The 14,968-nt window shown below is 72.7% G+C and carries 12 protein-coding genes; 9 read left to right on the top strand and 3 right to left on the bottom strand.

From position 1 onward, the window contains the following. The first annotated feature begins 82 nt into the window (after positions 1 to 82). Positions 83 to 490 (top strand): YobF C-terminal domain-containing protein, encoded by a 408-nt coding sequence (locus PV342_RS28830; protein ID WP_500319225.1) that lies wholly within the window; start codon positions 83 to 85, stop codon positions 488 to 490. Positions 491 to 802: 312 nt separating this feature from the next. Here the strand turns inward: PV342_RS28830 and PV342_RS28825 are convergent, their stop codons facing one another. From PV342_RS28825 to PV342_RS28815, 3 genes are all read right to left on the bottom strand, one after another. Then, complete coding sequence (locus PV342_RS28825; RefSeq protein WP_500319223.1) at positions 803 to 2,875, bottom strand: prolyl oligopeptidase family serine peptidase; 2,073 nt, start codon at positions 2,873 to 2,875, stop codon at positions 803 to 805. Positions 2,876 to 3,098: 223 nt separating this feature from the next. Further along, entirely contained in the window at positions 3,099 to 4,487 is a 1,389-nt protein-coding gene (gene lysA, locus PV342_RS28820; protein WP_400805001.1) for a diaminopimelate decarboxylase, read from the bottom strand. Positions 4,488 to 4,491: 4 nt separating this feature from the next. Continuing rightward, positions 4,492 to 5,031 carry a helix-turn-helix domain-containing protein gene (locus PV342_RS28815; protein ID WP_400804999.1) on the bottom strand — a complete coding sequence of 180 codons (540 nt, stop codon included), beginning with the start codon at positions 5,029 to 5,031 and terminating at the stop codon, positions 4,492 to 4,494. A 308-nt stretch (positions 5,032 to 5,339) separates the two neighbouring features. On the opposite strand from PV342_RS28815, the gene PV342_RS28810 reads away from it, so the two are divergent. The 8 genes from PV342_RS28810 to PV342_RS28775 all read left to right on the top strand — a co-directional run bounded on the left by PV342_RS28810 (position 5,340) and on the right by PV342_RS28775 (position 14,954). Continuing rightward, positions 5,340 to 6,392, top strand: coding sequence for a MurR/RpiR family transcriptional regulator (locus PV342_RS28810; RefSeq protein WP_500319221.1), 1,053 nt, complete (start codon positions 5,340 to 5,342; stop codon positions 6,390 to 6,392). Between the two features lie 133 nt (positions 6,393 to 6,525). Beyond that, positions 6,526 to 7,899: a M20/M25/M40 family metallo-hydrolase gene (locus PV342_RS28805; protein WP_500319219.1), complete on the top strand. Its 1,374-nt coding sequence runs from the start codon at positions 6,526 to 6,528 to the stop codon at positions 7,897 to 7,899. A gap of 261 nt (positions 7,900 to 8,160) precedes the next feature. Further along, on the top strand, positions 8,161 to 10,008 hold the full coding sequence (locus PV342_RS28800; RefSeq protein ID WP_500319217.1) for an ABC transporter substrate-binding protein: 1,848 nt from the start codon (positions 8,161 to 8,163) through the stop codon (positions 10,006 to 10,008). Positions 10,009 to 10,011: 3 nt separating this feature from the next. After that, complete coding sequence (locus PV342_RS28795; RefSeq protein ID WP_018557549.1) at positions 10,012 to 11,070, top strand: ABC transporter permease; 1,059 nt, start codon at positions 10,012 to 10,014, stop codon at positions 11,068 to 11,070. Continuing rightward, positions 11,067 to 12,032 (top strand): ABC transporter permease, encoded by a 966-nt coding sequence (locus PV342_RS28790; protein ID WP_361008868.1) that lies wholly within the window; start codon positions 11,067 to 11,069, stop codon positions 12,030 to 12,032. Before PV342_RS28795 ends, PV342_RS28790 begins: the two co-directional genes overlap by 4 nt. Before the next feature lie 5 nt (positions 12,033 to 12,037). Further along, positions 12,038 to 13,078 (top strand): ABC transporter ATP-binding protein, encoded by a 1,041-nt coding sequence (locus tag PV342_RS28785; protein WP_391580849.1) that lies wholly within the window; start codon positions 12,038 to 12,040, stop codon positions 13,076 to 13,078. Beyond that, positions 13,075 to 14,103 carry an ABC transporter ATP-binding protein gene (locus PV342_RS28780; protein ID WP_500319214.1) on the top strand — a complete coding sequence of 343 codons (1,029 nt, stop codon included), beginning with the start codon at positions 13,075 to 13,077 and terminating at the stop codon, positions 14,101 to 14,103. The genes PV342_RS28785 and PV342_RS28780 overlap by 4 nt, the downstream gene beginning before the upstream one ends. Before the next feature lie 56 nt (positions 14,104 to 14,159). After that, positions 14,160 to 14,954, top strand: a complete 795-nt coding sequence (locus tag PV342_RS28775; protein WP_400804991.1) for a hypothetical protein — start codon at positions 14,160 to 14,162, stop codon at positions 14,952 to 14,954. Positions 14,955 to 14,968: the final 14 nt, after the last annotated feature.

The following is a 14,968-nucleotide window of genomic DNA, read 5'->3' as shown; positions in this document are numbered from 1 at the left end:
GTGCGAATCTGTCCGTCTCAGCGATCACGAGAAGCGACGCGACCGCCGTCGTCCCGATCTCGTCGACAAGTCAGTCGACCGGGTGGCTGCGGCGGCTGCGGCTGCGGCTGCGGCTGCGGCTGCGGTGCACGAGAGCGGAGCTTCTTGGCAGCTCAAAGGGTGTCGAAGCATCCGGGTCCCAGCCGTAGGGGTCGAACAAGTGGAGGCGCTGGCCGCCCTTGTGGAACGAGGACCCGACGACGGCTTGCGTGGCTTTCTGGCGCACTTCGCGATCCGAGTCGGTGCGCGCCGTCTCTCCGATGCCGCCCACTGCCTGGAGTCGCTGGGGCTCTCCGGCGCGGCGTCCGTAGCGGCCGGGCAGGCACGGCTGGTCGGCGGTCTTCAGCACCCGCTGGTCACGGGCGACGACCGGGTGGCGGCGGACGCGCTGCGCCGGTTGGCACCGACCTACGAGCGGCTGCGGACCGAACTCTCCTCACGTACTGTGTGAAGCGTCTCCGGCGAAGTCGTCAGCGCGGCACGGTCACCGTGCACGTCGGTACCCAGCGCTGCCAGGCAAGCAGATGGGGCGGCAACACCGCCGCTGAGACTGCTGTCTCCTGACCGGACGGGCCCGGCGCGCCTCAAGGTGCGCCGGGCCGCCCGCGGTCTACCACCAGGCGTCGTGTCCGCTGCCGCCGGCCTGGCCCGCGAAGCCCGCGGTTTCGACGGCTCCCGGCCGGGCGCGTCGACCTCGGGTCCGGCGGCGGAACGATCGTCGCCGTCGTGTCGAACGGCGCGAACGGCGGCTCCTACCGGCCGATCAGGCGTCCACCGACGACTCGGCGTCCAGGGGGACGTCGGGGGCGATGTGGGCGCCGAGGACTTCGCGGTAGAGGGCGACCTCCGCCAGCAGTGAACGGCGGACGCTGTCGGCGCGACGGAAGCCGTGTCCCTCGCCCTCGAAGAGCAGGAAGCGGTGCCACACTCCGCGTTCGGCCAGGTTGTCCACGATGCGTGTGGCCTGGTCCGGGCGGCAGATGAAGTCGTCCGCGCCCTGGAGCATCACCAGCGGCACGGTGATGCCGTCCGCGTTCGCGGCGGGTGAGACCTCGTCGAACCGGGCCCGGTCCTGCGGAAGCACGCCGACCAGGGAGTCCACGTAGCGGGACTCGAAGTCGTGGGTCTGCTCCGCCCGCCACTGCGCGGGTTCGCTGATCGGGTAGAGGACGGTTCCCGCGCAGAAGACGTCGGTGTGGGCCAGGCAGGCCAGGGTGGTCCAGCCGCCGGCCGAGCCGCCGCGCACGGCCGTGCGGGCGGGGTCGGCCAGGCCCTCTTCGGCCAGTGCGCGGGCGACCGTGACGCAGTCGTCGACGTCCACCACTCCCCACTGCCCGCGCAGCCGGTCGCGGTAGGCCCTGCCGTAACCGGTGGAGCCGCCGTAGTCGACGTCCGCGACGGTGAAGCCCCGGCTGGTGAAGAAGGAGTACTCCAGGTCGGCGGTGACGCCGGTGGAACTCGTCGGGCCGCCGTGCACCTGCACCAGCAGCGGCGGCAGTTCGCCCTCGGCCGCGCTGACGGTGGGATGGGTGGGCCGGTGCAGCACGAAGTGGACGGGCCGGCCCTGCGCGTCGTACGCGGTGCGGCGTTCCGGCAGGGGCTGCCAGGGGGCCAGCGGATCCACGGACTCGGGCCTGGTGCGTCGTGCCGGACCGGAACCGGGTGCCACGGGCACCGAGAGCAGGGCCGAGCCGAGCGCCGGGGACGCGGCCCTGACCAGGATCCGTTCGCCGTCCGACCACAGGTCGCCCTGGAATCTGTCCCAGCCTTCGGCGAGTTCGGTCAGTTCGCCGTCCCCGGGCGACCAGCGGGCGAGCCGCTGCGCTCCGTTGCCGTGCGGAAGCACTACGCCGTGCGGTGTGACGGTGAACCAGCTCGCGCCGACCCGCCAGATGGGGCCGGCGCAGTCCTCCCGCAGGGGCAGGACGTTGGTGATCGCGATGGCTGTCGGCCGGTCGGTGGCCAGGTCGACGCGGTGCAGGTTCCACCAGCCGTCCGGGTCGGCCATGGCGTAGAGGGTGTCGGGGTTCGCCCATGCGGCCTGGGCGACGGAGACCTCGGTGCCGTCGTGGCTGCCGCCCAGGAGCCGGACGGGTTCACCCGCGACGCCGTCACGCAGGTCGGCGACCAGCAACTCGGAGCTGTCCCAGGGCATATGAGGGTGGTCCCAGCCGATCCAGGCGAGCCGCCGGCCGTCCGGTGAAAGGCGGTGTCCGCAGAGGAAGTGGTGCGAGCGGGCGACGACGCGCAGCGCGCCGGGGTCGTCGGCGGCGGCGCCGGACAGCGGTACGGCGACGATCTCGCGGGTGGTGCGGACGGCCGGGTCGGCGTCGTGGGGTCCGGTGGCGGCACGGGTGGTCTCGCGCACGCACCACACCTCGGTCCCGTCGGGCCCGGTCACCGGATCGGCCCAGCAGGTCTCGCGGCCGGGCGGGTCGGCGGGGGTGAGCGGGACGGGCACGGGGAGCGCATCGTCCCCGGCGGTCCCGAGGCGGGGCACCTCCGCGCGGTACAGCCGCTGGTCCCGGTGGTCGGTGTAGACCAGCAGGTGGCTGCCGGAGGCCGGGGCCGCGGCGCGCACCCAGTACGGCTTGCCGCCGTAGCCGAGGGAGCGGTTGCGCACGGACACCTCGGGGGCGAGCACCGGGACGGGCTTCTCGTGGCCGGGGGCGTTGCGCAGCAGCCGTACGGTCGCGGTCGCCGGGTCGGAGGCGCACCACCAGTTCTCGTCGCCCGCTCCGCAGGGCCAGGCGGTGGATCCGGAGGCGTCGGCGACCGCTTCTGCGGTGATCGGGGACGGCCAGGTGCCGTAGGGCAGGTGAAGGGTGGAGGGCATGGGGTGACTCCGAGTGCAGGGGTGGGGCGGCGGTGCGTGCGGTGGGGCGGCGCGGGCATGGGTCTGTGCGCGCACCGCCCCTGGGTGGATGCTTCCGGTGGCGTAGCGGCTGTAGCGGCTGGGGGCACGCGCCCGGCATCGCCCCCACACGTCATGGGAGTCGGGCGTCACTCGATCCGATCGGAGGACGCTCCGGCGGCGACGGGCGGACAGGCCCGGGGGCTCACCCGGCGGTGAGCCGCACCGGCTCGCCGTGGGCGTCGCGGCGACGCAGGTCGGCCGGGGTCTCCCGGCGGACCATGAGGCGGGCGCGGCCGTCCCGTACGGCGACGACCGCGGGCCTGGGCTGGGCGTTGTAGTTGCTCGCCATGGCGTGGTGGTAGGCCCCGGTGGCGGGGACCGCCAGCAGGTCTCCCGTGGCCACGCCCGAGGGCAGGGCGATGTCGGGCACGACCACGTCCCCGCTCTCGCAGTGGCGGCCCACGACCACGGCGTGCACCGGTTCGCCTTCGGCGGGGCGGTCGGCGGTCCACGCGGTGTAGCGGGCGAGGTAGAGGGAGGAGCGCAGTGCGTCGCTCATTCCGCCGTCGACGGAGACGAACCGGCGGCGCAGCCCGTCCTTGACGGCTCCGACGCGGTAGAGCGTGACCCCGGCCGTACCGATCATCGACCGGCCGGGTTCGACGGCGAGCCGTATGGATGAGCCGGGCAGCACGCGCTCCAGGCCGGCTCGCAGGGCGGCGGTGAACGCCTCGGGCTCCAGGCGGGGTTGGCCCGGCAGGTAGGGAATGCCGGCGCCGCCGCCGAGGTCGATCTCCGCCACCGCGATGCCGTGCCGTTCGCCGAGCAGGGCGACGAAGGCGCCGACCCGTTCTGCGGCGAGGGTCAGCCCCTCGGTCGCGGTGATCTGGGAGCCGATGTGGGAATGGACTCCGGCGAGCCGCAGCGAGGGGCGCGCCGCGACGGCGAGCACGGCCTGCTCGGCGTGACCGCCGCGCACCGGGAAGCCGAACTTCACGTCGTCGCCGCCGGTGGCCATGTAGTCGTGGGTCTCGGCGGCGACGCCGGGGGCGATCCGGACGTAGACGTCCTGGACGTGGCCGCCCGCGGCCGCCGCGGCCGCCAGCCGGTCGATCTCCTCCAGGCAGTCGACGACGACCACGCCGACGCCGTGGGCGACGGCCGCCTCCAGTTCGGCGACGGACTTGTTGTTGCCGTGGAAGACGATCCGGGCGGCGTCGAAGCCGGTGTCCACGGCGAGTTGGAGTTCGCCGCCGCTGCACACGTCCAGGTGCAGCCCCTCGGAGTCGACCCAGCGGACCATCTCCGCGCACAGGAAAGCCTTGGAGGCGTAGTGCACCCGGTCCGCACCGGACTCGCGCCACAGCCGGGCGCGGTGGCGGAAGTCGGCCTCGTCCACCACGTACAGCGCCGTGCCGCAGGCGTCGGCCAGGTCGTCCAGGGCGACGCCTCCGACGTGCAGCCGGCCTTCGACGGTCCGGGCGGTCAGCGGCCACACCTCGGGGGCCGACTCGGGTGAGGCGGCCGCGGCCAGTCCGTCGGGCAGCGGGGTCCCCGCACGCGGCGCGGGCAGGGAGGGAGCGGAGGACACGGGGTTACTCCTCGGTGAGGACGACGAGCATCAGCAGGTCGTCGCTCGGGTCGGTGAAGTGGTGTTCGTCGGTGGCGGCCAAGTGGCAGCTGTCGTTGGTGCGCAGCAGGCGTCCGGTGCCCGCCACCGTCACCCGGCAGGAGCCGGCGAGGACGAGCACGAACTCCTCGCCGGGGTGGGCGGTGGGGCGGTCGTGGTCGCCGAGGTCGGCGTGGAGCAGCCGGGCGCCGACGCGGCTCGCGCCCGGTGCTGTCAGGTCCCAGATGCCGTGGTGACCGTCGACGCCGGCGAGCAGCGGAGCGGGTGCGTACCGCGGCGGGAAGCCGGGGGCGGCGGTGCCCGGCCGGGCACCGCCGAGGAGTTCGGCGGCCGTGACGCCGAGGGCGTCGGCGATCTGGCAGAGGGTGCGGACCGTGGGATTGGCGGCGCCCGACTCCATCTGCGAGACGTAGGCCGGTGAGACACCGGCCCGTGCGGCCACCGCGCTGAGGGTGAGGCCGGCGGCCCGGCGCGCACGGGCGACGGAGGCCGCGAGCACGTCCACGGTGTCGGCGCTGCCGGCAACCGCGGCGCGACCGGAAACGGTGGGGTCGACCGCGTCTGCCCCTGTGGCCGGTTCGGCACGCTGTTGTCCGGGATCGTCCGGCGATGGCGGCGAAATCCGGTCCGGGGCAGGGGAATCGGCCGGGGAGTTTTCCACCCCTGTGACTCTTGACGAGGTCATGTGGCGACAGTAAGACTCACGCATCACTTAGATCAAGCAATCTGGCACCGTCGTTTAACTGTCAGCACAGAGGCAGTTCGACACCCGGACATCCGGGTGTGGACCGCCCCGAGTGGGAGAGGTGAGCAGTGACCCGTCCGCTGGCGCCGACGTCGACCCTCGAGCTGCTGCGTGCGGCGGCCGAGCTGCGCGGGCGCACCGCCCAGCGCCTGTTCGCGGTGCTGGCGGAGGACTACCCGGCCTCACTGGAGCGCCGCCCGGGGCAGTTGCTGCGCGCCGCTCGCGCGACCGCCGCGGACCTGGACGGACTCCTGGCGGCGGCGGGAGTCGCCTCGACCGACGACCTGCGCATGCTGGCGGCCCGCGAGATCGGTCTGCGGCTGGCCGAGCCGGATCTGCGGTTCACCAGCCGGGAGCCGCAGTCCGAGCCGCGCGAGCGGTCGGCGCTTCGCCGGATGATCACCACGGAGGAGGACAACCTCCGCCGCACGCTGGCGGACCTCCAGGCCAACGGGGCCCTGGAGGTGGCGGCCGCGGCCCTGCTGCGGGCGCGGCGGAGATGGGTGCTGGGCGACCTGAAGTCGGCCGGTTACGCCTCTTTGCTGACCAGCGACCTCACCAGCAGCATGCGGGACGTGTTCCTGGTGCAGCCGGCCACGGGCGCTGCGGTCAACGCCATCAGCGACGCACACGCGGACGACGCCCTGGTCGTGTTCAGCTTCCGCAACTACAGCCGCCTGACGGTGGACGTGGCACGCGAGTTCCACGTGCTGGGCGCCTCGGTGATCGCGCTGACCGACAGCTACACCAGTCCGGTGTGCTCCTTCGCCTCGCACGTCCTCGCGGTGGACACGCGCAGCGAGTCGCCGCACCACTCCCCGACGGCGGTGGTGGCCGCGGCCCATGTCCTGGCGGCCCTGGCCGCCGCGGGCGCCAAGGGCGCCGCCCGTCGCAGCCGGCGTCGGACGGAGGTCTTCCGTTCCCTGGGCAGCTACGGCCTCGGCCGTCCGGCCTCGGACGCGGCTGCGGACACGGCTCCGGACACGGCTGCGGACACCTTAGGGGACGCCGACGGCGCCACCGGCCTCCCGGCGGCCGCCGCCGGCGCCCCCGGCACCTACCCCGCGGACGCCGCCGACTCGCCCTCCTTCCCCGGCGACCGTCACCCGCCCGCGCGGTGACCGTCCCCTCCGCCCGCGCTCGTCCCCCGTCCCACCCGCTCCCCCACCTCCGCATGCCCGTCTCGCGGAGCCAACGGCGGCGCAAGGTTCGCCCTCAGCCTCTGCCGCCGGGAAGGCATCTGGTCCTCTCTGTATGAACGATCCCGCCAGCCATCAGGACAGCGCCGCCCTCTCCACCGCCGAGGACGCCGCCCTGACCGCGGAAGTCACCGAGCTGTGTGCCCGGTTGATCCGCTTCGACACCAGCAACTACGGCGCGGGCGACTCCCGCGGTGAGCGGGAGGCGGCCGAGTGGACCGCCGGACTGCTCTCCGACTCCGGTTACGAGCCGGTCGTGCTGGAGTCGGCGCCGCGCCGGGCCAGCACGGTGGTCCGCATCCCCGGCGAGGACCGCGCCGCACCCGCGCTGCTGGTCCACGGCCATCTGGACGTGGTCCCGGCCGAGCCCGCCGACTGGAGCTTCGACCCGTTCTGCGGGGAGATACACGACGGGGCGATCCTGGGCCGGGGCGCGCTGGACATGAAGGACATGGACGCGATGATGCTGGCCGTCGCCCGCTCGTGGGCGCGCCGTGGCGTGCGTCCGCCGCGTGACGTCGTGATGGCCTTCGTCGCCGACGAGGAGGACACGGGCGAGCTGGGCGCGGGCTTCCTCGTCGACCGGCACCCGGGCCTCTTCGAGGGGGTGGCCACCGCGATCGGCGAGTCCGGCGGCTACTCGGTACACCTGCCCGACGCCTCACGGCTCTATCCGGTCGCCGTCGGCGAGCGCGGCAGCGCCTGGATGGACCTGACCGCGCGCGGCGCGGCCGGCCACGGTTCCCGTCCCGGGTCTGACAACGCTGTCGCAACCCTGGCCGCGACCCTGGCCGCGCTCGCCGCGCACCGCTGGCCGGTCAGGACAGTGCCGGCGGTGGCCGCCCTGCTGGAGGGCCTCTCCACCCACCTGGGCATCACGGTCGACCCCGCGGATCCCGCGTCGCTGGCGCAGTTGGGCGAGGCGGCGAAGCTGGTCGGGGCCACTGTCGCCAACACGCTCAACCCCACCATGCTGAAGGCGGGTTACAAGCACAACGTGATCCCCAGCGATGCGACGGCGGGTGTGGACGGCCGGATTCTGCCGGGCGCGGAGGAGGAGTTCTTCGCCACCGTCGACGCGCTGCTCGGCGAGAAGGTCTCCCGCTCCTTCCACAGCTTCGCCGCCCCGGTCTTCGCCGACCACACGTCCCGTGAGTTCGCGGCGATGGCGGCGGCGCTGCGCCGGGCCGATCCCGAGGCGCTGGTCCTTCCGTTCATCATGTCCGGCGGCACCGACGCCAAGGCGTTCGCCCGCCTCGGCATCGAGTGCTACGGCTTCGGCCCCGGCCTGACCCCGCCCGGCTTCGACGCCTGGCGGTACGTGCACGGCGTCGACGAGCAGGTCCTGGTGAGCAGTCTGGAATTCGGCGTGCGGGTACTGGAGGACTTCCTGCGCAGCGACCCGCTCGCCGTGCGCACGGACGGGTGACCGGGTCCCGCACCGCCTGAACCACCGGGCCGCACCGTCGCCACGTCCGCACCGGCCGCCCTCCCCCGGACTGCCCCGGGAGTACCGACCCGCACACCGCACCCGCACACCGCACCCGCACACCCCGCACCCGCGCACCCGCACGCACCGACAGATGCCCTATACACCCGCTCACCGAGCCCCCACGGCCCGTACGTCACTCGTACCCCCCTCCCGTCCCCACGCGGCCCCGGCCGCCCGCACCTCCTGGAGAAGTTCACGATGACCACGTCCCGCCCCTCGCGCAGAAGCGGCCGCACGGCCGCCGCCGCGCTGGCCGCCTCCCTGCTGCTCGGCACCACCGCGGGCCTGCTCGCCGCGCCCGCCGCCACGGCCGACGACGGCGGCAAGACGCTGCGGATGCCCATCACGGGCATCGGCATCGACTCGCTCAACCCGTTCCTCGCCTACTTCGCGGGCAGCCTCGACGTGTTCTCCGGCATCTATCCCACGCTGGACACGGTGGAGCAGGACGGCACCGTCAAGCCATACCTCGCCGACTCCTGGACGACCTCCGGCGACAAGCTCACCTGGACCTTCAAGATCCACAAGGGTCTGAAGTGGAGCGACGGCAAGCCGATCACGGCCGAGGACGCCGCCTGGACCTTCAACCTGATCATGACGAACTCCACCGCGGCCACCGCCAACGGCTCGCTGGTCGGCAACTTCGCCTCGGTCACCGCGCCGGACGACACCACACTGGTCGTCAGGACCAAGAAGCCGCAGGCCACGATGCTCTCGGTCAGCATCCCGGTGTCCGGCATCCCGATCGTGCCCAAGCACATATGGGAATCACACGTGAAGGATCTGAAGACCTACAAGAACGACAGCTACCCGATCGTCGGCTACGGACCGTGGACGCTGACGGACTACAAGCCCGAGCAGTACGTGAAGTTCGACGCGAACAAGGACTTCCTGCTCGGCGCGCCCAAGTACGACCACATGATCCAGCAGGCGTTCAAGAACACGGACGCCGCCGTCGCCGCGTTGCGATCCGGCCAGCTCGACTACGTCAGCGGTCTCAACCCCACCCAGTACAAGGCCCTCAAGGGCCAGTCCGGCATCAAGGCGTTCGAGGCTGTCGGCAACCGCTGGAACGGTATCGAGGTGAACGGCGGCGCCCGCACCCGTGACGGCAAGAAGATCGGCACCGGCCACCCGGCCCTCGGCGACGTCAAGGTCCGTGAGGCGCTGGCCCTGGCCATCGACCGGGCGACGATCGTGAAGAAGGTCCGCGACGGCCTGGCACAGGTCGGCGCCAGCTACCTGCCGCCGTCGCTCCCGCAGTACGCCTGGCAGCCCTCCGAATCGGAGAAGTTCGGCTTCGACCCGGCCAAGGCGAACTCGACCCTCGACGAGGCGGGCTACAAGAAGGGGTCCGACGGGATCCGGGTCGACCCGAAGTCCGGGCGCAAGCTGGAGTTCCGTCTCGGCATCCACTCCGACGACGACGGGGACGCCAAGGTCTCCACCTATCTCACGGGCTGGTTCAAGGAGATCGGGGTCAAGGCCGACATCCAGGCGATGAGCTCCTCCAAGCTCAACGCCGATCTGGCCAAGGGCGACTGGGACATCCTGATGGACTCCTGGTCCACCGGGCCGGACCCGACGTACCTGCTGGGCATCCAGACCTGCTCGGCGCTGCCCGACAGCAAGGGTGAGGGTGGCAGCACGGACTCGTTCTTCTGCGACAAGGACTACGACGACCTGTTCCTGCGTCAGCAGAGCGCCTTCGACGACGGGGAGCGCGCCGCACTGCTCAAGCAGATGCAGGCGATCCTGTACAAGGCCAACGAGAACATCATGATCTACAACGCCAGCGGCCTCGCCGCGTACCGCACCGACCGGGTGGACGGCATCGTGACGGGCAAGGCGGACTCCGCCGGCGCCTTCCCCGCGCAGGTCTCCTTCGCCCAGTACCTGAACGCGGCCCCGGTCAAGGCCTCGGCCTCCTCCTCCGGCGGCAGCTCCGGCACGGTGATCGGCGTGTCCGCGGCCGTGGTCGTCGTGCTGGCCGCCGGCGGTGTGTTCCTGGCGCGCCGCCGCTCCTCCTCCGACGACCGCGAGTAGGCCGTGGCAGACACCATCGACGTCACCGGCGCCGTCGCGGCGGGGCCCGACGGCGCCCCGGGCGGCGGGCGCCGCAACGGCACGGGCTTCGCGCGCTACCTGGTCACGAAGCTGACGGCCGCGGCGGTCAGCTTCCTGGCCACGCTCGTCATCGGCTTCGTCCTGTTCAGCCTGATGCCGTCCGACCCCGTCCAGTCCATCACCCGCGGCCGTCCCACCAGCGACGCGCAGATGGCCCGGCTGCGGCACCAGCTGGGCCTCGACCAGTCGGTGCCGGAACGCTTCCTCCATTTCGTGACCGACACCCTGACCGGCCACCTCGGCACCTCCTGGGAGTTCCAGCAGCCGGTCAGCACCCTCATCGGCGACCGGCTCTGGCCGACGCTGCTGCTGATGGGCACCGCCACCGTGATCTCCGTCCTGCTAGGTCTCTGGCTGGGTGTCAGGTCCGGCTGGCGGCAGGGCAGCTGGCTGGACCGGATCGCCACCGGGGCCTCGCTGACGCTGTGGTCGGTCCCCACCTTCTGGCTCGGCATGATCCTGCTGATCACCTTCAGCGTCGGCCTCGGCCCGTTCCCCGGCTTCCTGCCCGCGGGCGGCATGACCGACCCCGCGATCACCGGCGGCCTGGACCACGTCCTCGACGTGGCCGAGCACCTGATCCTGCCCTGCCTGACCATGGTCCTGGTGGTCTTCGCCCAGTACGTGGCCGTCATGCGCTCGTCGATCATCGACGAGCTGGGCAGCCCCTACCTGCTCACCGCCCGCGCCAAGGGACTGCGCGACGACGACGTACGCCGCAGGCACGCCGTGCCCAACGCCCTGCTCCCCTCGGTCACCATGATCTTCATGCACCTGGGCACCGTGCTCGGCGGTGCCATCACCGTGGAGACCGTCTACTCCTGGCCGGGCCTGGGCCAGCTCAGCTACCAGGCCCTCAAGGTCCCCGACCTGCCACTGCTGCAGGGCACGTTCATCGTGTTCAGCGCGTCGGTGATCCTCATGAACCTCCTCGCCGACGTGATCTACCGCTTCCTCGACCCCCGGGTGCGTGCCCAGTGACCGACCACGAACCCCTCACCAAGACCGACGCACCGGTCGCCGCAGCACCCCAGGCGGGCGCCGGCCCGGCCGTACCGGTCGCACCTGTCGCTGCGAAGCCACGCAGCAACGGATCCACCGGTTTCGTACGGTCCTTCGTGCGCATCCGGTCCGGGGTGGCGGGCCTCGGCATCCTGGTCGTGTTCGGCCTGCTCGCCCTGTGCGCACCGCTGTTCATCACCGGCGACGACCTCGACGTCATCAAGGTGGACGGACCCTCCCTGCACTCCCCCACCGACGGCTACCCCCTCGGCACCGACCAGGCGGGGCGCTCCATCCTGCTGCTGGTCATCTGGGGAGCCCGCTCCTCCCTGTCCATCGGTCTGATGGCCACCGTGCTGACGGTGGCGCTCGGCAGCGCCGTCGGCCTGGTCGCCGGGCACTACGGCGGCTGGATCGGCAAGGCGCTGATGCACCTCACCGACTGGTTCATCGCCCTGCCCAGCCTGCCCCTCGCGATCTCGCTGTCGGCGGTGATCGGGCAGGGAACCGCCTCCATCACCATCGCCATCGCGGTCACCAGCTGGTCGTCCACGGCCCGCCTGGTGCGGGCGCAGACCCTGGCCGTGGAGGCGAAGCCGTTCATCGAACGGGCCAGGGCACTGGGAGCGGGCGGGCCGCAGGTGATGCTGCGGCACGTCCTGCCGAACGTCACCCCGCTGATCCTGGTCTCCTCCACGCTGACCGTGGCCGCGGCGATCCTGTCCGAGGCGACCCTGACCTTCCTCGGCCTCGGCGATCCGACCGGCATCTCCTGGGGCGCGATGCTGAACTCGGCGCTGAGCGGCGGCGCCGTCACCTCCGGCGCCTGGTGGTACCTGTATCCGCCGGGCGTCGCCATCCTGATCGTCGTCCTCGGCTTCACCCTGACCGGCCGCGCCGTGGAGACCATTCTCAACCCGAGGTCGGTGAAGACACGTTGAACGCGATGCTGGAGGTCAGGGACCTCAAGGTCACGTACCGCGGCGGCGGGCGCACGGTGCCCGCCGTGCGCGGGGTGGACCTCACGCTGGACGCCGGGCAGACGCTCGGCCTGGCCGGCGAGTCCGGCTCGGGCAAGTCCACCCTGGCGATGAGCCTGCTGCGGCTGCTGCCGGCCGCCGCCGAGGTCACCGGCCAGGTGCTGTACCAGGGCGAGGACCTGCTCACCGCCAAGTGGAGCCGGATGCGCGCGGTGCGCTGGGCGGAGGCCTCCGTGGTCTTCCAGGGCGCGATGACCGCCCTCAATCCGGTGCACACCATCGGCGACCAGGTGATCGAGCCGATCCTGCTGCACGGCCGGCGGGCCGGCGAGGAGGGTGGCCGGATCACCGAGAAGCAGGCCCGCGCCCGCGCGGCCGAGCTGCTGGAGTCGGTGGGCGTCCCGGCGCGGCGGATGCGCAGCTACCCGCACGAGTTCTCCGGCGGGCAGCGCCAGCGCATCATGATCGCCATGGCGCTCGCCTGCCGCCCGAACCTCATCATCGCGGACGAGCCGACGACGGCGCTGGACGTGATGGTGCAGGCCCAGATCCTGGACCTGCTGACGGACCTGGTCCGCGAGGAGGGTATCGGCGTCATCATGATCAGCCACGACCTGTCCGTCCTCGGGCAGATGTGCGACCGGCTGGCGGTGATGTACGCCGGTGAGCTGGTCGAGTCCGGACCCTCACGCCTGCTCCTGGACGACCCGAGGCACCCCTACACCCGGGCGCTGTCCCGCGCCTTCCCGACCATCGGGGACCCCGCCTCCCGCATGGCACCGTCCGGGCTGCCCGGGGACCCGCCCGACCCGGCCGCGCTCGGCTCGGGCTGCCCCTTCGCCGCCCGCTGCCCCGACGTGCACGAGGTATGCGACGGCGCCCCCGTCGCCCTGTGGCCGGCCGGCCCCGGACGGCAGTCGGCGTGCCTGCGGGTGCTGCCCGGATTCCCGAACGTCGCCACGGCCTCGGACGCGACCGGACCGTCCGCGGAAGGAGCCCGCTCATGACCGCCACCCCCACCGGCACGGTCACCGGACCCACCGCGGACACGGCGCCCGCGCTGGAGGTCCGCGATCTGCACATCACCTATCCGCCCCGAGCCGGCCGCGGCCCCGCCCGGGCGGTGGACGGCGTCGACCTCCAGCTGGGACGCGGCGAGATCCTCGCCCTGATCGGCGAGTCCGGCTGCGGCAAGTCCACCCTGGCACGGGCCCTGACCGGACTCGTCAGGCCCACGTCCGGCGAGGTGCTGTACGACGGCGTGCCGCTGCGCTACACCAGCGCCGCGCTCAAGGCGCACCGCCGCGAGGTCCAGTTCGTTCTCCAGGACCCCGGCGGCGCCCTGAACCCGCGCCAGAACGTGTTCGACGCGGTCGCCGAGGGGCCCCGGCTGCACCGGATGAAGGAGGGCCTCGAACAGCGCGTGCACTCCGCCCTGTCGAAGGCCGGTCTGCGCCCTCCGGAGCAGTTCCTCTCGCGCTTCCCGCACGAGATGTCCGGCGGTCAGCAGCAGCGCGTGGTGATCGCGGGCGCCCTGGCGCTGGAACCCTCGGTGATCGTCGCCGACGAACCGGTGGCCTCGCTGGACGCCTCCGTACGCGGCGAGATCCTCAAGCTCGTCCTCGACCTGCGCCGCGACCTCGGCCTCTCCTCCCTGGTGGTCAGTCACGACCTGGGCCTGGCCTGGAACATCGCCGACCGGGTGGCCGTGATGTACCTCGGCCGCATCGTCGAGGTGGGCACCGTGGAGGAGGTCCTGCTCGCGCCGAAGCACCCGTACACGAAGGCGCTGCTGTCGGTGGTGTCGGCGGAGGGCGGGCGCGGGGAGCGGCCCCAGCTCCTCCAGGGCGAGCCACCGGACCCGACCGCCGTCCCCGAGGGCTGCCGGTTCCACCCGCGCTGCCCGGTGCGGGCCGGCCTCGACACGGCGGGCCGCGCGGAGGCCGGCTGCGACCGGCGGACGCTGCCGATCCTGCCCGCGCAGGCTCCGACCGGCGGTCAGGCCGCGTGCCATCTCGCGGGCGCGTCGTGAACTCGACCGCGACACCGAGGTCCGCCGCCCGCTCCCGGCAAGGTCCGCCGCTGGTCGTGCGCGATGTGGACGGCCCGCTGGAAATGGCGGACTGCGTCGCACTGTACGAGCAGGTCATGGGGCTGCGCCGCGACGACGGCAGTCTCAACCCGCGCCTGCTGACCGCCCTCCAGGACAACAGCGGCCTGGTCGTCGGCGCCTATCTCGGGGACGCGCTGGTGGGCTTCACCTACAGCTTCCTCGCCCGGGAGCAGGGCGCCGACGGGCGGGCCCCGCGCCTGTACCAGTACTCGCAGTTGGCCGTGGTGGCGCAGGAACGCCAGGGCCTGGGCATCGGGCGCCTGCTCAAGCTCGGCCAGCGCGACCGCTGCCTGGCCGAGGGGACGACGCTGATCCGCTGGGCGTACGACCCGATGCAGACCCGCAACGCCCACTTCAACCTGGACGTGCTCGGCGCGGTGGTGGACGCCTTCAAGCCCGCGATGTACGGCACCTCGGGCTTCGGCGCCGCCACCGGCGAGTCCACCGACCGCTTCATCGTCTCCTGGCGGCTGGACACCCCGGCACGGCCGGAAGCACCCGCTCCCCCGCCGCCGCCGGACGGCTGGAGCGTCGGCCGGGTGTACGACGACGGCGACGACCGGATCGTGGTGCTGCCCGACGACTGGCACCGGTTGCGCGCCGAAGCCGGGCCGGAGCACGCCGCCCGGCTGCGCGGCCGCCTGACCGACGCGTTCGCCCGGCTGCTCGCCGACCGCACGCTCGTGTCCTGCGTACGCCTTTCGGGCGGGCTCGCCGCTTATCGCTTCATCCCCCGTGCCGCCGCACACGGCACGGACCCTCGCCCCTGACCGGGGCCCCGCAC

It is taken from the genome of Streptomyces sp. PA03-3a (assembly GCF_033792735.1).
Lineage (GTDB): Bacteria > Actinomycetota > Actinomycetes > Streptomycetales > Streptomycetaceae > Actinacidiphila.
The sequence above is the reverse complement of the archived record's forward strand: the minus strand, read 5'-3'. Positions and strand labels throughout refer to the sequence as shown.